Source organism: Paenibacillus sp. TC-CSREp1, assembly GCF_050171015.1.
GTDB lineage: Bacteria > Bacillota > Bacilli > Paenibacillales > Paenibacillaceae > Paenibacillus > Paenibacillus silvae.
Map to the genome: position 1 here is coordinate 323,218 of NZ_JBNOKM010000005.1, position 26,204 is coordinate 349,421.

At 47.8% G+C, this 26,204-nt stretch carries 19 protein-coding genes; 15 read left to right on the plus strand and 4 right to left on the minus strand.

Going from position 1 to position 26,204, the window contains the following annotated elements:
* Nucleotides 1–122: 122 nt before the first annotated feature.
* Together ACQSGY_RS09990 and ACQSGY_RS09995 are read right to left on the minus strand one after the other, a co-directional pair.
* On the minus strand, nt 123–335 hold the full coding sequence (locus ACQSGY_RS09990) for a hypothetical protein (RefSeq protein ID WP_111270796.1): 213 nt from the start codon (nt 333–335) through the stop codon (nt 123–125).
* 134 nt (nt 336–469) lie between these two features.
* Complete coding sequence (locus ACQSGY_RS09995) at nt 470–1,195, minus strand: hypothetical protein (RefSeq protein ID WP_427051769.1); 726 nt, start codon at nt 1,193–1,195, stop codon at nt 470–472.
* A 662-nt stretch (nt 1,196–1,857) separates the two neighbouring features.
* On the opposite strand from ACQSGY_RS09995, the gene ACQSGY_RS10000 reads away from it, so the two are divergent.
* The 15 genes from ACQSGY_RS10000 (at nt 1,858) to ACQSGY_RS10070 (ending at nt 23,919) form a co-directional block, all read left to right on the plus strand.
* Entirely contained in the window at nt 1,858–3,552 is a 1,695-nt protein-coding gene (locus ACQSGY_RS10000; protein ID WP_184186816.1) for a M3 family oligoendopeptidase, read from the plus strand.
* Between the two features lie 395 nt (nt 3,553–3,947).
* The gene (locus ACQSGY_RS10005) at nt 3,948–5,099 is read left to right on the plus strand and encodes an iron-containing alcohol dehydrogenase (protein ID WP_427051770.1); all 1,152 of its coding nucleotides are present in this window, start codon (nt 3,948–3,950) and stop codon (nt 5,097–5,099) included.
* Between the two features lie 188 nt (nt 5,100–5,287).
* On the plus strand, nt 5,288–6,628 hold the full coding sequence (locus ACQSGY_RS10010) for a glycoside hydrolase family 32 protein (protein WP_427051771.1): 1,341 nt from the start codon (nt 5,288–5,290) through the stop codon (nt 6,626–6,628).
* 516 nt (nt 6,629–7,144) lie between these two features.
* Nucleotides 7,145–8,308 (plus strand): glucose-1-phosphate adenylyltransferase, encoded by a 1,164-nt coding sequence (locus ACQSGY_RS10015; RefSeq protein ID WP_427051813.1) that lies wholly within the window; start codon nt 7,145–7,147, stop codon nt 8,306–8,308.
* 75 nt (nt 8,309–8,383) lie between these two features.
* Nucleotides 8,384–9,487, plus strand: coding sequence for a glucose-1-phosphate adenylyltransferase subunit GlgD (glgD, locus tag ACQSGY_RS10020; protein WP_216513654.1), 1,104 nt, complete (start codon nt 8,384–8,386; stop codon nt 9,485–9,487).
* Between the two features lie 362 nt (nt 9,488–9,849).
* A complete protein-coding gene (locus ACQSGY_RS10025) occupies nt 9,850–12,282 on the plus strand; it encodes a glycogen/starch/alpha-glucan phosphorylase (protein ID WP_427051772.1) in 2,433 nt (810 codons plus the stop codon).
* Nucleotides 12,283–12,578: 296 nt separating this feature from the next.
* Complete coding sequence (locus tag ACQSGY_RS10030; RefSeq protein WP_427051773.1) at nt 12,579–13,460, plus strand: effector binding domain-containing protein; 882 nt, start codon at nt 12,579–12,581, stop codon at nt 13,458–13,460.
* 152 nt (nt 13,461–13,612) lie between these two features.
* Nucleotides 13,613–15,316 carry a glycoside hydrolase family 13 protein gene (locus tag ACQSGY_RS10035; protein WP_427051774.1) on the plus strand — a complete coding sequence of 568 codons (1,704 nt, stop codon included), beginning with the start codon at nt 13,613–13,615 and terminating at the stop codon, nt 15,314–15,316.
* A 496-nt stretch (nt 15,317–15,812) separates the two neighbouring features.
* On the plus strand, nt 15,813–16,505 hold the full coding sequence (locus ACQSGY_RS10040; RefSeq protein WP_427051775.1) for a metal-dependent hydrolase: 693 nt from the start codon (nt 15,813–15,815) through the stop codon (nt 16,503–16,505).
* 240 nt (nt 16,506–16,745) lie between these two features.
* Complete coding sequence (gene dctA, locus ACQSGY_RS10045; RefSeq protein WP_216513658.1) at nt 16,746–18,101, plus strand: C4-dicarboxylate transporter DctA; 1,356 nt, start codon at nt 16,746–16,748, stop codon at nt 18,099–18,101.
* 372 nt (nt 18,102–18,473) lie between these two features.
* Nucleotides 18,474–20,189, plus strand: a complete 1,716-nt coding sequence (gene treC / locus ACQSGY_RS10050; protein WP_427051776.1) for an alpha,alpha-phosphotrehalase — start codon at nt 18,474–18,476, stop codon at nt 20,187–20,189.
* Between the two features lie 53 nt (nt 20,190–20,242).
* Complete coding sequence (gene treP / locus ACQSGY_RS10055) at nt 20,243–22,249, plus strand: PTS system trehalose-specific EIIBC component (RefSeq protein WP_427051777.1); 2,007 nt, start codon at nt 20,243–20,245, stop codon at nt 22,247–22,249.
* Between the two features lie 169 nt (nt 22,250–22,418).
* Entirely contained in the window at nt 22,419–23,267 is an 849-nt protein-coding gene (locus tag ACQSGY_RS10060) for a chemotaxis protein (RefSeq protein ID WP_427051778.1), read from the plus strand.
* A 112-nt stretch (nt 23,268–23,379) separates the two neighbouring features.
* Nucleotides 23,380–23,646 (plus strand): YkgJ family cysteine cluster protein, encoded by a 267-nt coding sequence (locus ACQSGY_RS10065; RefSeq protein ID WP_427051779.1) that lies wholly within the window; start codon nt 23,380–23,382, stop codon nt 23,644–23,646.
* A 69-nt stretch (nt 23,647–23,715) separates the two neighbouring features.
* A complete protein-coding gene (locus ACQSGY_RS10070; protein ID WP_427051780.1) occupies nt 23,716–23,919 on the plus strand; it encodes a hypothetical protein in 204 nt (67 codons plus the stop codon).
* Between the two features lie 118 nt (nt 23,920–24,037).
* Here the strand turns inward: ACQSGY_RS10070 and ACQSGY_RS10075 are convergent, their stop codons facing one another.
* A complete protein-coding gene (locus tag ACQSGY_RS10075) occupies nt 24,038–25,372 on the minus strand; it encodes an MFS transporter (protein WP_427051781.1) in 1,335 nt (444 codons plus the stop codon).
* A 77-nt stretch (nt 25,373–25,449) separates the two neighbouring features.
* Nucleotides 25,450–26,157: an O-methyltransferase gene (locus ACQSGY_RS10080; protein ID WP_427051814.1), complete on the minus strand. Its 708-nt coding sequence runs from the start codon at nt 26,155–26,157 to the stop codon at nt 25,450–25,452.
* Nucleotides 26,158–26,204: the final 47 nt, after the last annotated feature.

Consider the following 26,204-nt stretch of genomic DNA (forward strand, 5'->3'; position numbering starts at 1 on the left):
CAGACCCCAAAAAAACCTGTATCTCCAGCGGAGGTACAGGTTTTAAAGTTGGGAACAGCAGTAACGCTTGAATTATTCCGCAGTTCGAATCCACCGTGAAGTGTTTCGAAATGTGGTCAAGATCAAGACCATCCTCCGATTAAACCGGAGAGTGTTACACATTCATCATCTTCCAATTCTGCAATCAGCGTAAGCTCTTCTTCATCCAACGGATTCACCGAATATAATTCACGGCGTCCGTCCTCATGTTTGATAATAACGAGCTGGTTGCCGCCTTTTGTATGGAACTGGTACTTCACCCCGATACCAGGCAGGGCGCATTCCCGGATATTCATGAAACTTGTTCACCTCTTTAACTTTTGCTTGGCCAAAATGTTAACCGTTCACACAGTACGGATGTATTCTACTATCCATAACAGCGTTTGGCAAGTTACAAATTAGACGGGTTAGTTGCACTATGCATTACCCGTTATTGCTGCCTCGTTCGTCTGCGACGAATGAAGAACCAGATGAGCAGCGCCAGAATCAGCACCAGACCCGGAATGGCCACCAGCAGAATATTCCGGATATTCGGAATTTGTACGGTTAAATCCAGCGTATTCTTTTGCAGGGGGGAGATGTTCCAGATTAACGTTTTACCGCCATCCTGCACCTCGTCTGCGTTGGAATCGTCAGCTTTGATTGGTAGAGTCAGCTTGAAATCAAATTTCATATCTTTCAACAGCAGACGTTTGAGAAAGCCTGGAACTTTATTGATCTGTTCTTTAATATCGCCATCCGGCATGGATTCCATAAGGTCTGCATCGGCAGTAATATGCATTTTGGACGTGAAAAAGCCTGGAACCGTCGATTGTTCGATATGAATGCCTGTTGGCAGCTTGGAGGCATCAAAGCCGGTCATGTTGCTTTTTTCATAACGGGTAGTTGCTCTCAGCACGTTCTGATCACCCTGTTTGGTGACTTCAGCTTTGAAATTGTTTCGTTCCAGAGCTTCTGCCAGCAAAGGCATCGCATTCTCCTGTCCTATTTTGCCAAGAGCGGAGTCTGATACACTAAGGTCCAGCGCCAGATCGGCCGATCCATCCGTATTTACGGTAACATGGGCTTCTCCATTCGCACAGGCGGATAACAAAACAAGCATGAAGATTAACAACCAAGTAAATAATAATTGACGTATCGTATTGCGAGTTGACATGTGCTCCTGCCTTTCTGTTTATGTCCTATTGCGTAATATGCAAATTCGTCCAATCTAGAAATCTAGTATACAACGGATTGTTTACAGATGCGAATACCATGTATCCCTAGGCAAACCTTGCGGTAAGATAAGAGAAAATATAATTTTGCAGAGATAATATTCTTAAAGTGACATATGAGGTTGACTAAAATTAAAGATTTCGTATTTTTGTCAATGTTCCGTCAATTCAAACAGTGGTTCCGCGTGTAAACTGGTATAGAGATGAATATACGGGCAGGGGGGTTACATTCATGACTTATATTATTATTCTGGCTGCTGTTATGGTTGTGGGCATGATCGGAATGGGATGGTTCTATCAGATCGTTGATAAGGACCAGCATTAATTCGGCGTACTGTGGGCTTCGGCCATATTTGGACAAAGACAAGCCTGTAAGCTGGCTTCGCTGATGCGAGGCTGGCTTATTTGTGTTTTAGATCGCTTATCGATGAAAATACCTCACGCCATGATGTGAGCGCTTTGCTTTTTTATATAAAAACATTTGACCGATGGACAAATATTTTTCGTAAAGTTGGGATTTTTAGGCTTCTCTTTTGTATAATAGGGGATAAGCTTCTTCTCGGGTTTCTCCCGAAATTTGCCAAACAGGAAAGGGTGTACATAAATGAAGTTTAGTGAATACACGTATACACGTCCCGATCTGGAACATATCAAAACCTCTTTCGGTGAGCTGCTGAAGGGATTTGAAGCAGCGGCTACGGTGGAAGAACAAACTGAATTCATGGACAAGATCAATGCGATGCGCAGTGATTTTGAAACCCAGGCACAACTGGTCTACATCCGCCATTCTATTGATACGAACGATGAGTTCTATAAAGCAGAGAATGAGTTTCTGGATGAAAATCAGCCGGTGGTGCAGGAGTACATTACTGATTTTTACCGTGCACTCGTAAACTCCAAGTTTCGTGCGGCACTGGAAGAGAAGCTGGGCTCACAGCTGTTCCAGCTGGCAGAGCTTTCGCTGAAAACATTCAGCCCGGAAGTGATTGAGGAACTGCAAAAGGAAAACAAACTTTCTACTGAATATAACCAGCTGATTGCTTCAGCCAAAATTCCGTTTGAAGGCGAAGAGCGTACACTGCCACAGCTGCATCCATTTGAATTGTCAACAGACCGCGCTATGCGGGAACGTGCTTCCGCCGCTCGATATGCTTTCATGGCTGAGCATGAAGCTGAATTTGACCGCATCTATGATGAACTGGTCAAGGTGCGCACACAGATTGCGAAGAAGCTCGGATATGCAAGCTATGTGGAGCTGGGTTATGACCGTATGAATCGTACGGATTATAATGCGGAGATGGTAGCTAATTTCCGTGCACAGGTTCGCGATTATATCGTGCCCGTAGCCACTAAGCTCAGAGAACGTCAGCGCAGCCGGATCGATGTAGACACGCTCTATTTTTACGATCAAGGCTTCAGCTTCAAGACGGGCAACCCAACACCGAAAGGTGATGCAGACTGGATTGTGGAGAACGGCAAAAAGATGTATGCCGAGCTGTCCCCGGAAACCGATGTGTTCTTCCAGATGATGACGGATAATGAACTGATGGATCTGGTCAGCAAAAAAGGTAAACAGGGCGGGGGATACTGTACCTTCCTGAACGATTATAAAGTTCCGTTTATTTTCTCCAACTTCAACGGCACGTCGGGTGATATTGATGTGTTGACACATGAAGCGGGACATGCGTTCCAAGTGTACCAAAGCCGTAACTTTGCTGTGCCGGAATATAACTGGCCGACGTATGAATCTGCCGAGATTCATTCGATGAGCATGGAATTTTTCACCTGGCCGTGGATGGAGCTGTTCTTCAAGGAAGACACGGACAAGTACAAGTTTGATCATCTCTCCTCTGCACTGCTGTTTATTCCGTACGGCGTAGCTGTAGATGAATTCCAGCACTTTGTGTATGCGAATCCGGATGCTACGCCAACAGAGCGTAAGCAGGCATGGCGCAATATCGAGAAAATTTATCTGCCGCATATCAACTACAAGGATAATACGTATCTGGAGCAAGGTGGATTCTGGCATAAGCAAGGGCACATTTTCTCATCACCATTTTATTATATCGACTACACGCTGGCGCAAATCTGTGCATTCCAGTTCTGGAAACGCAGCAATGAGGATATGAAATCGGCATGGGCGGATTATCTGACATTGTGTAAGGCCGGCGGCAGTCTGTCCTTCACCGGACTGGTCGAGCTGGCTGGATTAAACTCACCATTTGAGGATGGCTGTGTATCCTCCGTCATCGGTGACATTGAGGCATGGCTTGATGGTGTGAACGACAAGGCGCTATAGTTATGTTAAGGAGGCGGCTAACGATCCCCACAGAGCTTATTTCGCCGTTTTGAAGTGATTTTGTGATCTAACGATTCGTAGTAACGTTATTTACGGGTTTTTGCCCGTTTCGTCCTGTTTTTATCTCAAAATAGGCGAAATAGCGTCGCTGGGAATCGTTAGATTTTTTTTATGCGTAAATGAGTGGAAATAAGGCTTCTGGAGATCGTTAGACCTTCTACCTCGATCTTCGTACTTCGTTCAGGCGGCTTGCACCCTCGGGTGTCCAGGTCGCTTTTTTCTGTATAAAGGAAGAATGTAACATTTATCAGTTGATTGTGATTTAATTCACTATGACTGCAAACGGATTCAGTTACAATAAAAATAGTAAATCAGGTTGCAGGAGGCTGATTCAGATGGCAACACATGCATATTATGTCCCACCCGTGAATTTAATGGGAATAGGCTGTTTGCAGGATGCAGCTCCATTGATTGAACAGATGGCTATACGCAAGGCGCTGGTGGTTACGGATCACACACTGGTCACATCCGGTGTAGCCGAGCGTGTAATGTCTATGCTGCGGACCGCAGGGGTAGACTACGTCGTATATGATGAGGTACAGCCCAATCCAACATGTCATCAGGTGCATGAAGGATTACACATTTTCCAGAAACATGGCTGTGACGCCATTATATCGATAGGCGGAGGTTCACCGCAGGATGCGGCTAAAGCGATAGGCATCGTTGCTGCGAATGGTGGACACATCCGTGAATATGAAGGATTGCATCAATCAAAATATAAATCTGTACCGCTTGTAGCTATAAACACAACAGCAGGCACTTCAAGCGAGGTTACGATGAATTATGTCATTACAGATGAGGAGCGAAAAGTGAAAATGGTAATGGTGGATAGGAACTGTCTTGTTGATCTGTCGGTAAATGATCCCGAGCTTATGCTGAATAAACCTGCCAGTCTGACCGCGGCAACCGGGATGGATGCGTTAACCCATGCGGTAGAAGCCATGGTATCCCCTGGTGGTTTTACGGTAACGAGTGCAACAGCTGCGGCGGCGGTGAAGTTAATCTTTGAATATTTGCCACGCGCGGTGAAGGATGGCACGGATCTGGAAGCCAGGGAGTATATGACCTATGCGTGTTTCCTGGGAGGTATTGCTTTTAACAATGCAGGCTTGGGTTACGTTCATGCTATGGCGCATCAATTAGGCGGTGTATACGATCTGCCACATGGCGTATGCAACGCGATGCTGCTGCCTTATGTAGAAGAGTTGAATGCAAAGCATGTGCCGGACAAATTCCGTCATATTGCCAAGGCGATTGGATTGGATGTGAAGGAACACACGGATGAGGAATGTGCCGACTATGTGATTACAGCGATTCGCGAGCTCGCGAGAGAAGTAGGTATTCCTGAAAAATTGTCTGAGCTCGGCGTGCATAACCCTGATGTGGAGCTGCTGGCGAGCAATGCGATGAAGGATGCCTGCGCACCAGGCAATCCGTACCAGCCATCCAAGGATGAAGTCATAGACTTGTTCCGCAAAATAATCTAATCACGCTGTTATTCATTTATTTGAATCGTGCTTTCATTGAAGTCGCCAGCCTTGGCGGCTTTTTTGACCTGATCGGGTTTACGATAACATAATTCGAAGTGAAGCCTGTATGATAAAAAAGTTAACGTAAGCTGCATTCCATATTATGATAGAGGTTCGAAGGAAATCATTGTGGGATGGAGGCTGTTATGAAACAGGATTTGTTACATCTAAAAGCACCAGGCAACTGGATGAATGACCCGAACGGCTTTATATTTTATCGCGGTGAATATCACCTGTTCTATCAATACTTTCCGTATGGTTTGCATTGGGGTACGATGCATTGGGGGCATGCGACCAGCCCGGATCTGGTTCATTGGACGCATCATAAGATCGCTTTGTTTCCCAGCAAAGGGTATGATCGGAACGGTTGCTTCTCGGGCACAGCGTTAGATGTGCAGGGGAAGCTGGTTTTATTTTATACAGCCGTCAGGTATGAAGTCTTCAATGAAGAGAACGTTCATGTTATCGTAAATGATCAATTCGAGTCCAGTCAGGCTTTGATTCTCTCGGAGGATGGGTATACGTTTGACAATCTGGCTTCGAAGAAACAGATTATTCCGCCAATAACGGATGCCGCATTGGGGGACCGCACACACACGCGTGATCCGAAAGTATGGAAGTTCCGGGACCAGTATTACTTGATAATGGGCACGAAGACAGCGGATAAGCAGGGAAAGCTGCTGTTTTATACAAGCAAGGACTTGATAAACTGGTCGATCGTTAATACCTACACCAAGCCAGGCTTAGGGTACATGTGGGAATGCCCGGATGTTTTCAATCTGACGGATCGGATAAGTGGGGAACAGCGAAATGTGCTGCTGATGTCGCCAGAGGGTATTCAACCGGGGTTGTTATACCATAGTCATGCGATGTGCAGTCTGGTTTCCTTTCAGGAGGAAAGCTGTGATATCGTAATTCCAGACCAGCTACATATGGTAGATTACGGTCAGGATTTGTATGCCCCGCAGACTAATCTGGATGAGGCAGGACGCCGAGTCATGGTGGCCTGGATGCGAATGCCAGAGCCTGTAGAGAAGCCGGGAGAAGAGTCGTGGATTGGCATGATGGCACTACCGCGTGTCATCGAGGTGGAGCAGGAGCATATTTATTTCCGTGTGCATCCTGAGGTGCAGCAATATTTCCAAAGAAATATCTCCTTGGAGCAGCTCGATTATGCTCAGCCATTCCAACTGAGAACTGTACTTCAAGAGCATCACGTTCTGGATATTGGCGGTTATCGCATATGGCTGGAGGATGGCAAATTGCGTACGGATCGTTCGGACGTATTCCGGGGTCTTCAGCAGTACAATCTTCACTTTCAAACGCCTGAATGGCATGGAGAGTGGCAGCTTGATATTTTTGTGGACCCCAACTTGATCGAGATTTTTGTGAATCAGGGGCAGTATGTGCTGAGCAATGTTGTATATGATCTGAAGGCGTATGTACGTTATGATGGCGAATTGGAATGTAAAATAGGCGAGGTTTGAGCCGGAGAAATCCGGCTTTTTTGACGTGCAGCAATCTGGCAAGACAGCAGATATATTTTTACCAGAATATTACCAAAAGGATTTTAATTCATGTTTAGCGAATACATTAAAATAACAGCGGCCGGGCCAGAAAAAGGTAGAAAAATGCTTGTTCTCCAGCCTGGACAGCACAATTTTTTCTAACGCCGCAGTTACAGCACGTTTCCTCGATTACATTCCTGTTTAATGGGTATTAGGACTATTTTTCGATACCTGTCTGTGTAACATCTTCAACGCAAGTAAAGTCGTATTCTACATTGAGCAACGTTTTCCGAATGATCAGCACAAACATCACCAACATCAACATCTTCGTTATCTCAAACAAAGACTTCCCGTTACATAGGAGCGATGTCTTGTTTTTGTTACACATCTGTACAGCACGCTCCTAATCATAACAGCCGTGTTATCACAACTGAATATTACGATTATGGGCTCTGAAATGAATCAGAATGAATGCATGTGGAGGAGGCTGTAATGATGGCAAAAAAAGAGGTTGTCGCAATGCTTCTGGCCGGAGGGCAGGGCAAACGGTTGAAAGGGTTGACAAAATCACTCGCGAAACCCGCGGTTTATTTTGGAGGAACGTACCGTATTATTGATTTTCCCCTGAGCAACTGCTCGAATTCGGGAATTGACACGGTGGGGGTTCTGACGCAGTATGAACCGCTCGTGCTGCATTCCTATATTGGGATTGGCAGTGACTGGGACCTGGACCGCAAAAATGGCGGGGTCTTCGTGCTTCCTCCCCATGAACGGGAGGATGGAAGCAATTGGTACCGGGGCACGGCAGATGCGATTTATCGCAACCTGAACTTCATTGAACAATTTGATCCCGAGCATGTGCTGATTCTATCTGGCGATCATATTTATAAGATGGACTACGACAAGATGCTTCAGTATCACAAGGAAAAAAATGCCGACTGCACCATTTCAGTTATTGATGTACCGCTGGAGGAAGCAAGCCGTTTTGGCATTTTGAATACCAATGAAGACTACAGTATCTATGAATTCGAGGAAAAACCTTCTCAGCCTCGAAGCACCCTTGCTTCTATGGGCATTTATCTCTTCAAATGGGATGTGCTGAAACGCTTCCTGATCCAGGATGAACAGCAGCCGTCCACCTCCTATGACTTTGGTAAAGATATCATTCCTTTGCTGCTTGAAAATGACAAATCATTATTCGCCTATCCGTTTGAAGGCTACTGGAAAGACGTTGGAACGATTCGCAGTCTGTGGGAATCCAATATGGACCTGCTGGATGAGGAAACGCCGCTGAATCTGAATGATCCGAACTGGCGTATTTTTACCCGCAACCCGAATCAGCCTGCTCAATATATATCACCTGCCGCCAAGGTGCGTAACTGCATTATCAGCGAGGGCAGCATTGTGCACGGAGAGGTGAGGCATTCTGTCCTGTTCTATGGCACCGAGGTGGGAGAGAATAGTGCCGTTATTGATTCAGTAGTTATGCCGAGAGTTCGCATTGGCCGGAATGTATCCATCCACAAAGCGATTATTTCCGAAGGGTTAGTGATACCTGACGGTACCCGCATTGCGCCTGCACCTGGAGACGAGAGTGATATTCTGCTGGTGGATCAGGAGGAGCTGGAGCGTCAGCTGCGCCAAGGCATTACACCCTGATCCGTTGATGAGAGCAATGTGTGGATACAAGACGTTGTATTTTACCAATTTGTTTCAAAAAGGACGGTGCGCGCGATGAAATCATTGATCGGAGTTATTAACCTGGACCATGAACTTGAAGAGTTGAAGGAATTGACGTATTTTCGCTGCGGAGCTGCGGTGCCTTATGCGGGGCGTTATCGTCTGATTGATTTTGTCTTGTCCAACATGATGAATGCGGGTATTGAGAGCATTGGTGTGTTTGTCCGCCGTAAATATCGTTCGCTGATGGACCATCTGGGAGATGGCAAGCCGTGGGACCTGGACCGCAAGCACGGCGGCATGTTTATTCTTCCCCCGGATTGGAACGATCCGACCGATACTTCGCAGGGAGATCTGCAGCATTTTCATAATAATCTGGATTTTTTCCACAGAGGTGCCGGGCAGTACGTCGTTCACGCGGGCAGCCGGCATGTGACTAAAGCCGATCTTCAGGATGTCTATCAGCATCATATCCGTTCGGGAGCGGACGTAACACTCGTTTGCAAAAAAGTAGACCAGCTGCTGCCTGAGCATGAAGCCTGCATCAAAGTCGATCACGATGAAGACGGCAATGTGGTGGACATTCACCAATGTGCGGACCATACGAATATATATACGGAGATTTTTATTATGGAAAAAGGGCTGTTCCTCAAGCAGGTGCAGCGCTGCATTGAGCATGGTGAGACACATTTCTTCCGTGACGCGATTCAGAAAAATCCGAGCGGTCTGAAGATCGCGGCTTATGCCTACGAAGGATATCATGCCGTTATTAATTCCATCGACAGCTACTATCGCAACAGTATGGACCTGCTGAATACAGGGCAGTACGACCAGCTGTTCAAGGAAGATCCGGTGCAAACCAAGATCAAATATGAAGCTCCTGCCAAATATCTGGAGTCGGCTGATGTGAAACACTCTTTGCTTGCCAACGGCTGCATCGTAGGCGGCGAGGTAGAGGACAGCATCCTGTTCCGGGGTGTGCATGTTGCCAAAGGAGCGAGGATCAAGGGCTCGATCATTATGCAGAAATGTTACATCGGCGAGGGCACTGTGCTGGAAAACGTCATTCTGGATAAAGATGTGAAGCTGACGGGCGGGCAGACGTTAATCGGTGACCCGTCGAAGCCGTATATTTTGGCAAAAAGCACTATTATATAAAACAAAACCTTATCCGATATCATCTATAACTATATATAAAAATAAAATCCTGCGGGTAAATTTTCAGGTTCTTGCCTTTTTGAACGCATGAAGCCACCGTTAAAGTTGCTATGTTGGTGCAGACGCAGTGGAGGGAACGAAATCGATTCTGAAGAAGCGAAGCGCTCGCCTTTGTCTCTCCATTTCAACCGTTTAAAAGGTAATTTAAGAAATGGAGAGACAACAGCGATCGAAAGAACGATTCGTGACCGAAACGGGTGCTCGGCGCCAACGTCCAGCATTTTAAAGCTGCCGCCTCATGTCTGATAAACAAGCCATGAACCGCTCTAAACTCGCAGGATTTCACCGGGAGGAACCTACTTTTGTTTGACAACAAGGAAACGTTCAAGTCGATCTTTCAACGGAATCTCGTCAGCAAACTGGGCAAACCGATTGAAGAAGCTACGAAGGAAGACGTGTACCACGTGCTTGGCAGCATGATTCGCGAATATGCAGGCCAGGACTGGGCAGCCTCGAATCAGGGATTCAAGAAACGTCAGGATAAACAGGTGTATTACTTCTCGCTGGAATTTCTGATTGGACGTCTGCTCGGCAACAATCTGCTAAACGTGAATGAACTGGAGCTGGTCCGTGACAGTCTGGCTGAGCTGGGCTTTTCACTGGAATGTATTGAGGAGCAGGAGTCGGATGCAGGTTTGGGTAACGGTGGTCTTGGGCGACTCGCAGCCTGTTTTCTTGATTCCCTGGCCTCACTTGGTTATGCGGGACATGGATGCGGTATCCGGTACAAATACGGGTTATTTGAGCAGAAAATTATTAATGGCAACCAGGTAGAGCTGCCGGATAACTGGCTGGAAAAGGGCAATGAGTGGGAAGTCCGGCGTGCAGACAAGAAGGTAGAGGTGCAGTTCTGGGGCCGGGTCGAGACTTATGAACAGGATGGACGGTACCATTTTGTAACGAAGGATGCCGAATCGGTCATTGCTGTGCCTTACGATGTGCCTGTCATCGGTTATGGTCATCCTCATGTCAACACATTACGCCTCTGGAGCGCTGAACCGAAGCGTGAAACCTCGATGGATACACCGTCGAATTATTATGGATATCTCGATTACAGCCGTTCGGTAGAATCTATCTCCGAATTTTTGTACCCGGATGATTCCCAGTATGAAGGCAAGCTGCTGCGTTTGAAGCAGCAATATTTTATGTGCTCGGCTGGTGTGCAGAGTGCACTTCGTACATTTAACAAGCTGGGGCTGCCTTACGACCGTCTGCCAGACAAAGCGGCGTTTCATATCAATGACACCCATCCGACACTGGTCATTCCTGAACTGATGCGGATTCTGATGGACGAGAAGGGTTATGGCTGGGATGAGGCATGGGATATTACCACACGAACCGTGTCTTATACAAATCATACAACGCTTAGTGAGGCGCTGGAAAAATGGCCTGTGTCCATGGTCAGCAAGCTGCTTCCACGGATTTATATGATTATTGAAGAGATCAATAAACGCTTCTGCGGCATGCTGCTGGATCGCTATCCAGGCGATTCGGATCGGGTTGAGCATATGGCAATTATTGCGAATGATCAGGTTCGCATGGCTCACCTCGCCATCGTGGGCAGTCATAGCGTGAACGGTGTAGCCGCACTGCACACGGAAATTCTGAAGGAGCGCGAGATGGCGCCTTTTTACGCCTTGTACCCGGAGCGCTTTAACAACAAAACCAATGGCATTACACACCGCCGCTGGTTAATGCATGCCAATCCGAAGCTGGCGAGTCTCATTACAGAAACGATCGGCAATGAATGGGTTACCGAGCCGGGCAGACTGGAGCAGCTGGCAGGTTTTGCGAATCAGGCCTCCTTCCAGGAGCAGTTCCGTGCGATCAAACGTGATAATAAAAATCGTCTGGCGGCATACATTCTCGATCATACCGGAACGACCGTTGACCCGGATTCGGTGTTTGACGTACAGGTAAAAAGGCTGCATGGATACAAAAGACAGCTGCTGAACATTTTGCATGTGATGCATCTGTATAACAAGCTGAAGCGAGACGCTTCGTTTGATATGGTGCCGCGAACCTTTATCTTTGGAGCCAAGGCAGCGCCGAGTTATTATTTTGTCAAAAAAATTATCAAGCTGATTAACACGGTGGCGGATACGGTGAACCGCGATGCAGCGGTGAATGATCGATTAAAGGTCTTTTTCCTCGAAAATTATTCCGTTTCACTGGCCGAGAAGATTATTCCGGCGGCTGATGTGAGTGAACAGATCTCGACGGCGGGCAAGGAAGCGTCGGGTACAGGCAACATGAAGTTCATGATGAACGGTGCGTTAACGATCGGCACGATGGATGGCGCGAATGTAGAGATGGCAGAGCAGGTGGGCGAAGAAAATATGTTCATCTATGGTCTGCGCGCGGATGAAGTGCTGGAGTATTATCGCACGGGCAGCTATCGGCCAAGCGAGATTGTCGAGCAGGATGAGCGCATCCGTGAGGTCGTGGAGCAGCTGGTGCACCCGGGCGCATTCTGTTATCGGGATGGGGAGTTCTGGGATATTTATGATTCGCTGCTTGCCCATGGGGATGAATATTTTGTGCTGCGTGATTTTGCAGCCTATGCGGATGCACATGCCGCCATTGATCTGGCCTACCGGGATGTTCCGGGCTGGACCCGCAAGGCCGTGTTAAATACAGCACATTCAGGCATTTTCTCCAGTGACCGCACGATTAGCGAGTATGCTACAGACATATGGGGCATTCAGCCAGTGTCGGGGTATTGGAAAGGTTAGCAGTAAAAGTTTCAAAGGAATCTGTTCTCTCTTGTTCAATGTTTGCCTCCTGTGGTTAGCCAAGTCTGCCGCAGGATGCAGCGGCGGACAAGGGATTTTTTGCTATGTTTATAGAGAATGTGATAAGGTCCCTGCGACTTGCTCTGGTCATCATTTGAACAATCCAAGAGTCGCCCCCATACAGGGAGCAAGTTCGCATTCAGCATCAAAAAAAGCTCGGGTACTCCAGTCATACTAAGTGAAGGAACAGACCAGTAAAGTACATATTCTATTTAGGAACAGGAGAGGTAAATGTTATGGATCATTACTCACGTATTCAGCTTGCCATTGAACATCTGGAAGCACATCTGCATGAACCTTTTAATATGAAGGAGGCTGCTGCAGTAACGAGCTTTTCGGCTTTTCATTTTCAGCGACTGTTTCAGGCGATTACCGGTTTTACTGTGCTGGAATATGTGCGCAAACGCAGGTTAACAGAGGCGGCTTCTGCGCTGCGGCATACGGCGATGGGGGTGCTGGAGATTGCTTTGAATCATGGGTATCAGTCTCAGGAAGCTTTTACCCGGGCATTTGATGCTCACTTTGGAACGACACCCGCCCGTTTTCGAAAATCGGAAGAACTTGCTGCCGATGGACAGATGCAGTGCAGCATCGATTTTAACGAATTCCGTTCACAGCTCGGCACTGCGTTCCATATGAACCCGCCACGTCTAGTTACATTGGAGCCAATCCGCATCACAGGTTACGAATATCAGACACATCTGAACGGTGAGCAGCATTACGGAGAAATTCCCGGATTCTATCATGAGTTTGGTCGTGAGCAAAGGTTCATGAGCATTCCTGATCGGCTTCGCCCGGATATGGCGTACGGGGTTGCGACTCATTTTCAGGAGGATGGCGCATTTTCGTTTATTGTAGGGGAGGAGAGCGGTGGAAGGAAGGAATCTCTGGAATCTTTCCCTCTTGAACCCGGATATACCAGCCTGGAGATTCCGGGCGGCTTGTATGCCGAGTTTATTACCGAAGGCGCCGAGCAGGACGTGCGCAGAATGATCTATGGCAGCTGGCTGCCTGCATCCAAATACGAGCGCCGCGAAGGGCCGGATTTTGAAGTGACGGATGTGTGGAAATCAACACCGGAGCGGCTGGATATGAAGATATATATTCCGTTAAAATAGATGTTCCGGGAGTTAAGATTCGAAGCGGATCGCTTGATGCGATCAGGTTTCGGGTCTTTTTTGCGTATGAACCGAGTTCGGGTGTTTACAAGGGTTTCTTTTCGGATAAAACATAGTAACGGGTGAATTACTTCACAAGAGACGAAAGCGAGGTGGGCATTATCGTTTGGTGGAAGGAAAGTGTGGTATATCAGATTTACCCGAGCAGCTTCAAGGATACTGACGGCGATGGTTACGGCGATTTACAGGGAATCTGTGAGAAGCTGGATTATCTGGAGAAGCTCGGGGTGGATGTAATCTGGATTTGTCCGATATACGATTCACCAGGTCATGATAACGGTTACGATATCCGTGATTATTATGCTATTTTACGAAAATACGGCACGATGGAAGATTTCGATCGTCTGCTTGCCGAGGCACATCGGCGCGGGCTCAAAATTATGATGGATCTTGTGCTTAATCACACGTCGGATGAACATGCCTGGTTTGCCGAATCTCGTTCCTCGAAAACCAACGCGAGGCGTGACTATTACATCTGGCGTTCAGGTAAAAACGGACAGGTGCCAAACAACTGGGAGTCTTATTTTGGAGGCTCGGTGTGGAAGCATGACCCGGAAACCAATGAATATTATCTGCATCTGTACTCGGAGCATCAGCCCGATCTGAACTGGAACAACCCGGAGATGGCGGAAGAGATGTACGAGATGGTGCATTGGTGGCTGGAAAAAGGGGTGGACGGCTTCCGCTTCGATGCAGTGGCTCATATCGCCAAGGCAGATGGTTTGCCAAGTGCCCACAACCCGAACAATCTGCCTGTGGTGCAGGCGTATGAGCTGTTTTCCAATCTGGAGCAAGTGCACTCCATCCTGCGCAAGCTGAACAACATGATTCTCAAGCCGTATGGCCCGATGACAGTAGGAGAAACCTCGGGGCTTGGACCTGAGCAGGCTTTGGCTTATGTGGGTACAGATCGGGATGAGTTAAATATGGTGTTTCAGTTCGAGCATATGTTCATTGATGCCCGTTCTTCCGGCATTGGCAAATGGAATTACAAGCCGTGGAAGCTGACCGAGTTAAAAGAAATTATGAGTCGTTGGCAGACGGTACTCCATGGCCGGGGCTGGAATGCCAATTATATGGGCAATCATGATCAGCCGCGCCCGGTGTCGCGTTTTGGAGATGATGGAAAATACAGAGTACGCTCGGCTCAGATGCTGGCAACATGGATGTTAACCCTGGAAGGCACACCATACATCTATCAGGGGGAAGAGATTGGCATGACCAATGTGGCTTTCCCGGATATCGAGCAGTACCGGGATATCGAAACGAAAAATTATTACAATCACTATATCGGGCAAGGGAAATCCAAACATGAAGTCATGGAGGCCATCTGGCTGAAAAGTCGGGACAATGCCCGTACACCCATGCAGTGGGATGACTCGAAACACGCAGGTTTTACGACAGGCGAGCCGTGGATCGAAGTAAACGGCAATTATGCCGGGATCAATGTCGCGGAAGCGGAAAGTGATCCGCATTCCATTTTGCATTATTACCGCAAATTGATTGCACTGCGCAAACAGCATCATGTTCTGATTTATGGAGCCTACGAATTGCTGCTGCCTGATCACCCGGAGATTTATGCGTATACGCGTACTCTGGAGGAGGAAGAGTGGCTGATTGTGATGAACTTTAGTGCTAACGAGCCCGAAATGGCCTGGCCGGAGGGCTGGAATGCAGAAGAGGCCAAATGTATGATGTGTAACGTCAGCAGGCGTTATTCGACCGACGAAGGAGCTATGTTGCTGCAGCCATATGAAGCGAGGGTGTACTGTAAGAAGCGTAAGGGCGGCGAGTAAGCAACTTGCAAGCAGTGTATAAATATCGTGTGTAAGTATCCAGATCGCAGGTTATTCTGACAACATGGCAGTATACAGAAAGAACCATAACATATGCGTTACAAGATTGGATGCGTTCAAACCGTTTCATCTTACATGTATATAAGTATGTTATTGTGTGTGGTTGGCTGTCGTACGTAACAAAGATGACAGTTTTGCACTCGCAGTGTGTACTGAATTATAATTAATTTAAAAATATATTCGAATATAAGTTGAAATTTTTGTTCAAACGGATACGGAGAGGACAGATAAAATCTGGAAAAGCGGAGCTTAAAGCTTTCTGAAAGAAAGCTACATCGGAAGCATGCGCTTCGCCTTTATCACCGGATTTTTCCCTTTAGAAAAGGGAATCCAAAAAATCTGGGGATAACCGCTACTCTTCAGGTTATTCTGTCATCGAAGTAGAAGCTGTGAACAACGTTAATTCAACTTATATAGATGTCAGGAGGAACCTGAATTGTTGAACATTACGTATCACGGACACTCCAGTGTGCAGCTGGGCACAGAAGAAAAGTCGCTCATTATTGATCCTTTCCTGCGTGGTAATGAGCTTGCGGTGGTTAAACCGGAAGATATCAAGACAGATGTGGTGCTGTTAACCCATGCACATATGGATCACATTCTGGATGCTGAACCGATTGCCAAAGCCAATGATGCCAAAGTGGTGGCGATTGTGGAATTAGCTACATATATGTCGTGGAAAGGGCTGGATACCATTGGCATGAATATGGGCGGCACGGTCGATCTTGACTTTGCCAAAGCAAAAATGATCCAGGCCTTCCATACATCCGGCATTGTGCTGGAAGAGGAGCAGCGGATTATGTATGCGGGATTACCTGCCGGATTTATTATTGATATTGATGGCAAAACGGTGCTGCATGCCGGAGATACAAGTCTCTTCGGTGATATGAAAATGATCGGGGACCGTCACAACATTGATGTTGCTTTTCTGCCGATTGGCGGGCATTATACGATGGGACCCGAGGATGCACTGCAGGCGGCAGAATGGTTTAATGCCAAGCTGACTATTCCTGTTCACTATGACACCTTCCCTGCCATTCGTCAGGACGCAGAGCAATTTGTGCAGCAGCTCGCTGCCAGAGGGCTCGAGGGGCGTGTGATGGCACCAGGGGACTCCATTTCTTTGTAAGAAGGAAGCCGATTTGAGGCTAGTTTCATAATCATAAAATTATAAAAGGCGAATGATGCGTCAAGAAAGATGATGCGTCATTCGCTTTTTTTTGTGCTTAGCACTCAATTTTGAGGGTGATTCTTGGTCATCATCACAAAATGAACGAAATGACATTGTAGCTTGGAAGACGGTAATGATATAAAAAGTTACACGGAAACCAACCGGAGATCCGAAACGATTGCAAACGGGGGAGCGCTCATGACATTTGTGAAATCTTTATTTTTTCAGATCATTGCAGCAGTAATAATCGGTATTGGAGTAGGTATTCTGTGGCCCGATCTGGGAAGTCTTTTGCAACCCTTGGGTACAGGCTTTATCAAATTAATCAAGATGCTGATTGCACCGTTAATTTTTATGGTCATCGTTACAGGTATCGCCAAAATGGGCGATCTGAAGTCTGTTGGTCGAATCGGGCTTAAAGCGATTCTATGGTTCGAGCTTGCCACAACGGTTGCACTTGTGCTTGGTTTATGCACAGCCAACCTGCTTCGTCCGGGGGCGGGAATGAATGTAGATCCGGCCACCATTGACGCCAGCGGAATTGAAGCCAAAACGAAGGGGTCTGAGCTTCCGCATACGGTTGATTTTATTATGAACATTATTCCAACAAGTGTCGTGGATGCCTTTGCCCAGAATGCTCTGCTTCAAGTGCTGCTTGTTGCCTGTATGTTCGGGGTTGCCTTGGCAGCCACAGAGAGTAAGGCCAAAGAGAATGTATTGAACCTGGTAGAGCAGCTGCTTGGGATCGTGTTCCGGATGATCGGTTACATTATGAAGCTGGCCCCGGTAGGCGCTTTTGGCGCAATGGCCTATACCGTAGGTGCGTATGGGGCCTCAACCCTTTCATCCTTTGGACTGTTAATATTGGCTTGTTACGGTGCTGCCCTGTTGTTCCTGTTGCTGTTAGCGCTGGCTGCATGGTGGATTACGGGGCTGAACTTTATGCAGTTTGTCCGGTACACTCGTTCGGAAGTGATGCTTGCGATTGGAACAGGCTCTTCGGAAGTGGTGATGCCGCGTATGATGGACAAACTGACGAAGGCGGGGTGTGACCGTGCAGTGGTTGGACTCGTGGTACCTACGGGATACTCCTTTAATCTGGATGGGGCTTCCATCTATCTATCGTTAGCGACGGTTTTTGTTGCTCAGGCTGTCGGTATTGATCTGACATTGGGTCAGGAGATCACCATTCTGTTGGTACTGATGCTGAGTTCCAAAGGCATGGCGGGTGTTCCCGGTTCAGCGTTTCTTGCTCTGTCCGCTACGGCGGCAGCAGTGAATGCTTTCCCGGTTGCAGCAGTGGCTCTGCTGCTTGGAGCAGACCGCTTTATGGATACGATGCGTGTTTTCACGAACCTGATGGGCAACTGTGTAGCGACATTTGTAGTTGCCAGATGGGAAGGACTGCTGGATCAGAAACGGATGCGTGCTGTGCTCTCCGGCGAGATTAGCGCCGCTGAACTGGAAGCAGAAGAAAAGGCAGCACGATCTGCTTTAAAGCTGAATCTTCGAGAGAAGCAGGGCCAATCTCTGGCGGCACCCGAGGTGCTGTAAGTGTTAAAATAGATTGGACTTATAGAAGCAGATGTTAGAAGCAAAAGTAAAAAATCCACAGCAATAAAATCAAAAAAAATGAAAACCAAGATAATACAATAAAGAATGGATATTTTTCAACCGTCTGAATAACCGGAATTAATCCGGGGAAACAGGCGGTTTTTTGCGATGTAATACACATATCATGGAGTTTGCGAAACGAATTACCGAAAAAATGTTACAGCCAAAACATTAATGGGGAATGAGTAGAAGAGAAGAAGAACAATCATATTTACGATTCAACTTGTATATACATGTTTACTTATGTAATATAGATGATGAAAATAGCCGAGTAATCTGGTTAGAGCAATACAACATATTGGAGGCGTTAACATGAGTTCGAAGAATACAGAGCCATCATCGTGGTGGAAGCGGTCTACGGTGTATCAGGTGTATCCGAAGAGCTTCAACGATACAACAGGATCAGGGACTGGCGACATTCGCGGTTTGACCGAGAAGCTGGATTATTTGCAGCATCTGGGGATTGACATTGTCTGGCTTCAGCCAGTCTATGTATCTCCGCAACGGGATAACGGATATGACGTTGCGGACTACTATCGAATTAATCCGGACTATGGCACGATGGAGGATTTCGATGAATTACTGGCAGCATTAAAGGCACGTGATATGAAGCTGATGATTGATATCGTGGTGAATCATTCCTCTACAGATCATGAATGGTTCAAGCAGTCACGGTCATCCAGGGACAATGCTTATCGGGATTATTACATTTGGAGAGACCCTGCACCGGACGGCGGTGTACCGAACAACTGGCAATCCAAATTCGGTGGACCCGCCTGGCAGTATGATGAGCAGACCGGACAGTATTTTCTGACCTTGTTCGATCAAACGCAGGCAGACCTTAACTGGGAAAATGAAGAGGTTCGCCGGGCTGTGCGCGATATGATCAAATTCTGGGCGGAAAAAGGAGTAGATGGCTTCCGAATGGATGTCATCAACCTGATCTCCAAAGATCAGCGTTTCCCTGATGACGATGGAAGCGTGCCACCAGGGGATGGTCGCAGGTTCTATACGGATGGACCACGTGTGCATGAGTATATTACGGAAATGTACGAGGATGTGTTTGGGCCTTATAACATGGTGACCGTAGGGGAGATGTCTTCAACGACGCTGGAGCACTGTATACGTTATTCCAACCCGGCTTCAAGAGAATTTTCGATGACCTTTAACTTCCATCATCTCAAGGTGGATTATCCGAACGGGCAGAAATGGGAGCTGATGCCTTACGATTTCGAGGCGATGAAGCAGCTGTTCAGTGAATGGCAGACAGGCATGCAGGCGGGTGGTGGCTGGAACGCTTTATTTTTGAACAATCATGATCAGCCACGTGCGTTGTCCCGATTCGCAGATGATGGGGAATACCGTGCCGAGAGTGCCAAAATGCTGGCAACAACGCTGCATGGTCTGCAAGGTACGCCATATGTCTATCAGGGCGAAGAGATTGGTATGCCCAACCCGGTCTGGAAAGATATTGACGAGTTCCGCGATATTGAATCCACGAATATGATTCGTTTGCTTCAGGAAGAGCGGGGTAAATCAGCCGAAGAAGCTTTTCAGATCGTGAAGGAGCGATCCCGGGATAATTCGCGGACGCCGATGCAGTGGGATAATAGCGCTAATGCCGGTTTCACAACAGGCACACCATGGCTCAAGGTGGATGAGAGATATCCATTCATTAACGTGAAGGATCAGATGGCCGACCCGAATTCCGTTTATCATCACTACCGGAAGCTGATTACGCTGCGCAAAGAAATTGATGTTCTGACGGATGGGCTGTACGAACGGCTTGATGATGCTCACCCGGAGGTATTTGCTTACGCCCGTACAAACGGAAAAGAATCGTTAATTGTTGTCTCGAATTTTCGTAAACAGGATACCGTTTTCCGACTGCCTGATGCCGTCTGGACTGATCATATTGCGGGGAAACGTCCCGAACTGCTTGTCGGGAATACCAAGGCAAAGCCTCGGTTGACTCAGGACATTGCGCTCAGCCCGTATGCTTCTTATATGTGGCTGGTACAGCAGTAACATGAGCACGTCAGCAGCAATACATCCCATTTTATAAAATAGGAAGTGACACTATGGCAATGGATAAAAAACAGGTCGAAGAGATCGTGCGTGCCGTTGGTGGCAAAGAAAACATTGAGGCGGCAACCCATTGTGTAACACGACTTCGGTTTGCTTTGTACGACGAGAATAAGGTAGATACAGAACTGCTTGATCAGAATGAGCTGGTCAAAGGGCAGTTCTCTTCCCAAGGTCAATTTCAGGTCGTTATCGGCCCAGGACTCGTGGATAAAGTGTATGATGAGATGATTCAGATTACGGGCGGGGAGCGTTCCTCCAAGGATGAAGTGAAGGCGGCTGCTGGCAAAAAGCAAAATCCGCTGCAGCGTGCGATCAAAACGCTTTCGGACATTTTCATTCCGATCCTGCCGGCCATTATCACCGCGGGTCTGCTGCTTGGAATAAACAACATTTTGACAGGTCCAGGCATTTTCTTTGATGGCAAATCTCTGGTGGATGTGTATCCGGCCTGGAAAGACTTTGCCTCCATGATTAACACGATTGCAAGCACAGCCTTTACGTTCCTGCCAGCTCTGATCGGCTGGTCAGCTGTGACACGGTTCGGCGGCAGTCCGCTGCTCGGGATCGTGCTGGGTCTCATCCTGGTTCATCCCGATCTGCTGAGTGCTTATGGCTACGCTAATGCGGTGAACGAAGGTACGGTTCCGACCTGGAATCTGTTTGGCTGGGAGATTGAAAAGATCGGTTATCAGGGTCAGGTGCTGCCTGTACTGGTATCGGCCTATTTGCTGGCCAAGCTGGAGATTTTCCTGAACAAAAGGGTGCATGATTCGATCAAACTGCTGGTTGTCGCACCCGTGACTTTGCTGGTTACCGGATTTTTGGCTTTTACGATTATAGGCCCGGTTACATTTGCCATTGCAAACGCGATCACATCTGGCCTGATCTACATCTATGACTCGTATGCTGCGCTCGGTGGTCTGATCTATGGTGGTCTGTATGCACTGCTTGTTATTACAGGGATGCACCATACGTTCCTTGCCGTCGATGTGCAGCTGATTGGCAGTCAGGGCGGTACATTTCTGTGGCCGATGCTGGCTTTGTCCAATATCGCACAAGGCTCGGCGGCACTTGCGATGATGCTGGTGCTGCGTGAGAAAAAAATGAGAGGGCTTGCGGCAACCTCTTCCGTATCCGCTTTCCTTGGGGTTACGGAGCCAGCGATCTTTGGTGTGAATATTCGTTATCGCTATCCGTTTATCTTTGGTATGGTCGGTTCGGCAATCGGCGGGGTACTGCTGACAATGAACAACGTTCAGGCCACATCGATCGGTGTAGGGGGTGTGCCTGGTTTCCTGTCCATTTTCCCGGATAAATGGGGTGTCTTCTTCATCGGCATGGCGATTGTTCTGGTCGTGCCATTCCTGCTGACAGTTGTTTTTGGACGGGCGAGGCTGAGAAAAGAAGACCGACTTGCTGCGAACGGAGAAACTGCCGAAGTACAAGGAAAGAACGCTGTGTCCGCAGAGACAGCAGCTGGAACAGAGACGGCTGAGCGCAATCATACAACTACGCGAGCAGGGAATGAACCCGTGAACACGCTTGAAATCATCGCGCCTTTGACAGGTAGAGCCGTACCGCTTGCAGAGGTCCCTGATCCGGCATTTGCCGAGAAACAGATGGGCGAGGGAATAGCGATTGTACCTTCGGGTAATCAGGTGGTTGCGCCGTTTGATGCACAGGTCGCCCATGTCATTAAAAGCAAACATGCAGTCATTCTGGAGCATGCCAGCGGTCTGCAAATTTTGATTCATGTCGGCATTAATACCGTATCTCTGAAAGGTGAAGGCTTTATTATGCATGTGGAGACAGGCGATCGCGTGAGAGCAGGGCAGAAGCTGCTTGAATTTGATCGTAAAGTTATTGAAGATGCAGGATATCCACTGATTACACCTGTGATTGTTCCAGACGGTCAGGATATGGTGGAACGGGTTGAGACTTTGACAGGGGATGTCACTTCCGGCCAGAGTGATGTATTGAAGGTGCATTTGAAAGGGTAAGCATTGTCTATCTTTTATCGAAAAGGAAAAGGAAAAGGAGCTGTGATCATTCACAGTTCCTTTTGTTGTTTGAGTGTTATTTTCCAAAGATATCATGATAAAATAGTTATATCTTCAAATAAATTCAATTTTAAATAGTGTTCCTAGTCGATCGATAAGGAGGAAAGCCATGACTCGGGTAGCGGTGATGGTCATTCATGGACTGGGTATGCAAAAAGAGGATTATGCCGATAAGCTGATCACTTGTTTGAGCAAACAAATGGATCGGGTTATGGTGCAGCCAGGCGCTGCCGAACAGCTGCTGGATATTGAACCCGTCTTCTGGGCCGACGTGTTCGAGGAACGGGAAGAGGCTTTGTTTCAACAGCTGGTTCGCTCGCCGGGACTGAACTATCAGGCTTTGCGCCGTTTTGTAATTCACTATCTCGCAGATGCCGTGGCGTATCAGCCCGTGGAGAAGCAGGGACATAATTATGATGCGGTACATCGAACGTTGAGCCGGGCCATGCATGCACTCGCACAGCGGAACGGACCGGAAGCTCCGCTCTGTGTAATTGCTCATAGTCTGGGGGCTGTCATTGCGAGTAATTTTTTCTACGATTTGCAGTATCCGTCTTCCAGCCGCATTCCTGAAATCATGGATGTAAATGCCGCGTTGGAGCGCGGGGATACACTGACTAATTTTTATACATTTGGTACAACGCTGCCCTTGTGGAGCCTGCGTTATGATGATTTTAGCAGGCCGATTCAAGTGCCTTCCTCACAAGCCGAGCAGCACTTTCCCGGGCTTGAGGGCGAATGGATCAATTTTTATGAACGAAACGATATTTTAGGATATCCGCTGCGTCCTATCGACCCGGCTTATGCAGCTGCGGTGAAGGAGGATATTGAGATTCGGGTGGGCGGACCGGCGACGAGCTGGAATCCGCTAAGTCATGGCGGGTATTTTGCCAGTGAGCGTATGAATCTGAGAATTGCACAAGGACTGGCACGAACATGGACTTGGGTGAACCGTTGAGCGAAGGGGAATCGAAAAAATCTGGGGATAACAGCGATTGGAAGGTTGTTCTGTCATCGAAGTGGTTAGTGTAAAATCTTTAGTTCAACTTATATAGAAGGAGGGAGCATCATTGGAATGCAGGGCTGGCTGTGCCGCATGTTGTATTGCCATTTCCATCTCATCACCGATCCCTGGTATGCCTGAAGGGAAACCGGCCGGGGAGCGATGTGTACAATTGACGGAGGATAATCGCTGCCGTATATTCGGACAGCCGGATCGCCCTGCTGTATGCAGCGGATTGCAGGCCGAGGAAGAGATGTGCGGCAGCACAAATCAGGAGGCCTTTACTATTCTGACACAACTGGAGCGTCAAACTGCACCAGGAAAAGTCCATTAACTTGTTTTAGGGTAAAAGGATAATTATACTTAATATGGAATGTTAATATTTAAGAGGGGAGACGTGAATGTGGACTGGATTAAACGCCTGATTAAAGTTGTTGGCGGCATGTTAAGTGATCTGTGGCTGGGCTCTTATCGCCGTAATTCGGATCATTATGATGAACAAGCTCCGGATTCAGCGCATCGATCCAAATATTACACGTTTGTAGTTCTGGCAGCAGTCGTGACCCTGGGTATCGTTATTTTGATCTATAATCCTAAGTATTGGTAGCACTAATTAGCAGAGAACCAGGCATAAAAACGATATAAATTTAAACATCTAAGCAATAGCAAAGAGTATCCCGCCCATGCCAGAACAGTGGGGATACTCTTTTTCGTTTGCCTTGCGATCAAGCTCTGCTGTCAAGCGCAGCTGCGGATGGCCGTGGTTCCTTAAACATGAAGAAATACATCAAGGAGGAGATGACGTAAAGACTCCCGGTAATACTGAATGTGATCGCATATCCCCAGTATGTTCCGTATGTGGTGACCAGATAAGATTGTACAGGCCCCATCGTTGCCCAACCGATCATAAATGAAGTCTGCATCATAGAGTTGGCTATCCCGCGGCGTTTGTCCGAGACCCGATCGACCAGAATCGCGGATTGAATCGGATTGGCTGCGTTCATCAGTGCCTGCCGGAACAAAAAGCTGACAGAGGCAACGAGAAGCAGGTTTGTAAACCCGGTTAACAGCAGGAAGGGCAGTGATAGTACCTGAAAAATAACGACAGCCCGTACACTGCCTACCCTGGCAGCCAAGGTAGGTCCAATCAGCATGGAAACAATGGTCATAATCTGACCCAGTGCAATGAGAATGCTCATGCCGCTTAACGATACCGCGAAACGATTCGTAAAATACAGATTAAGATACGGTACAACCAGTCCAGAGCCGAGGCCAATCAGCAGCTGTGTTATAACAAACTGAGCGATGAGCTTGGAATCCCGACTTTTTAAGGCTCGTTCATCACTCGCTGACACTACGGAATGCTTTGCATTTTCTTCTGCCTGAAGCCCGGTATCGGAGGGCTGTATCTTGGTTCGTAATCGCGCAGAGTCTGTCTCTGCTAACGGCATCTGTTTTTCACTTACAAAAAGCAGTGGAATAAAGGCGGCAAGTGTTGCCGCTCCGCCAAGAAACAGCACCGTTTGCAGGCTCGTCACCTTCGCCATTCCGGCCGAATGAAGCAAATCTGCAAGAACCCCGCCGCCCAGGCTGCCGAGCACCTGTGATGCCAGCACCAGAGATGAGTAATAGCTGAACATCTTGAGGCGCTGGCTTTTTTTGATGTTCTCCGCGAGATAAGGGATGGCGAGCACCTGAAAAACGCTGGCAAACAAGCCGGATAACACAGCGAACCAGAGCAGTCCACTCGAAGAATAATCGAAAGATCGCCCGATCAGGAATATACCGCTGAACAGCGCTCCGATGATCAACAGCTTTTTGCGGCTGAACTTGTCACCGCTAAAGCCGATAGGAATAAACATCATTGCTGTAGCCAGGGATTGGATGCTGACAATCTGACCATTCATCGTGTCGTCGTAGCCCAGTCCCTGAATGTACAGATTGTACAGGACCGAGAACATGCCGTTTCCGATCTGATACAGCAGACTTGCCAGAAAGAAAAGCTGAATATTGCGGGTCCATCCGCTAATCTCAACCTGTATCTGTCGTAAAGCTCTCAAGTGATTCCCTCCAGTCTGCCTTTGCAGTGATTCAAGTGTAACAGGAAAGGCAGATTTGCGGAAGAATTGACCACTGTTTATTTTGTCAGAGGAGCATCGGTGACACGTGCCATCACAAAACCGTCGTAGCCTTTCGAGCCTACCGTTTGCAGGGCTACCGCTTCAAGTCTAGGGTGATTGCCGATATGTTCAAGAAAGGTTCGAACGCCTTGAACCCGTGGGTCCGTGCTTGCAGCATGCATAACTTCTCCGTCCCTGACGATGTTATCTCCGATAATCAGGCTGCCCGGACGTGTCAAGCGTAAAGCCCATCTCAGGTAATCCGGGTTGCTGGGTTTATCCGCATCAATAAAAATCAGATCAAACGGTTCAGGGTAGTCTTCTTTCACATCGGGAAGGGTTGCAAGTGCTGGTCCAGTACGAAGGTCCACTTTATGCATTAATCCGGCTCGGGTCAGATTGGACTCGGCAACCGCTGCATGTTTGGCTTCGGATTCCAGGGTAACAATTCGTCCATGCTCCGGCAGCGCCCTGGCCATCCAGATGGTGCTGTATCCGCCTAATGTGCCAATCTCCAGCACCCGGGAAGCTCCCTGGATTTGCAGCAGCAATTGAAGAAATTTACCTTGATTTGGCGTGACATCATATGAGGGTAATCCTGCCTCGGCATTGGCCTGCAATGCCTCCTCCAGAGCTTTGTCTTCTGGGATAAGCAGCTCGTTCATATACTCATCCACTTGCCCCCATATCGCAGATTGAGGGCTGCTGTTGTTCCAATGTTGCATACTCATCTAACCTCTTCCTTTCCACTAGCTGATATTGGATTGCTTAT

Coding starts and splice junctions, on each gene's coding strand:
- ACQSGY_RS09995 (WP_427051769.1), bottom strand. CDS start 1,195: ATGTCAACTCGCAATACGATACGTCAATTATTATTTACTTGGTTGTTA.
- dctA (WP_216513658.1), top strand. CDS start 16,746: ATGACATTTGTGAAATCTTTATTTTTTCAGATCATTGCAGCAGTAATA.
- ACQSGY_RS10015 (WP_427051813.1), top strand. CDS start 7,145: ATGGCAAAAAAAGAGGTTGTCGCAATGCTTCTGGCCGGAGGGCAGGGC.
- ACQSGY_RS10030 (WP_427051773.1), top strand. CDS start 12,579: ATGGATCATTACTCACGTATTCAGCTTGCCATTGAACATCTGGAAGCA.
- glgD (WP_216513654.1), top strand. CDS start 8,384: ATGAAATCATTGATCGGAGTTATTAACCTGGACCATGAACTTGAAGAG.
- ACQSGY_RS10080 (WP_427051814.1), bottom strand. CDS start 26,157: ATGCAACATTGGAACAACAGCAGCCCTCAATCTGCGATATGGGGGCAA.
- ACQSGY_RS10000 (WP_184186816.1), top strand. CDS start 1,858: ATGAAGTTTAGTGAATACACGTATACACGTCCCGATCTGGAACATATC.
- ACQSGY_RS10010 (WP_427051771.1), top strand. CDS start 5,288: ATGAAACAGGATTTGTTACATCTAAAAGCACCAGGCAACTGGATGAAT.
- ACQSGY_RS10060 (WP_427051778.1), top strand. CDS start 22,419: ATGACTCGGGTAGCGGTGATGGTCATTCATGGACTGGGTATGCAAAAA.
- ACQSGY_RS10005 (WP_427051770.1), top strand. CDS start 3,948: ATGGCAACACATGCATATTATGTCCCACCCGTGAATTTAATGGGAATA.
- ACQSGY_RS09990 (WP_111270796.1), bottom strand. CDS start 335: ATGAATATCCGGGAATGCGCCCTGCCTGGTATCGGGGTGAAGTACCAG.
- treC (WP_427051776.1), top strand. CDS start 18,474: ATGAGTTCGAAGAATACAGAGCCATCATCGTGGTGGAAGCGGTCTACG.
- treP (WP_427051777.1), top strand. CDS start 20,243: ATGGCAATGGATAAAAAACAGGTCGAAGAGATCGTGCGTGCCGTTGGT.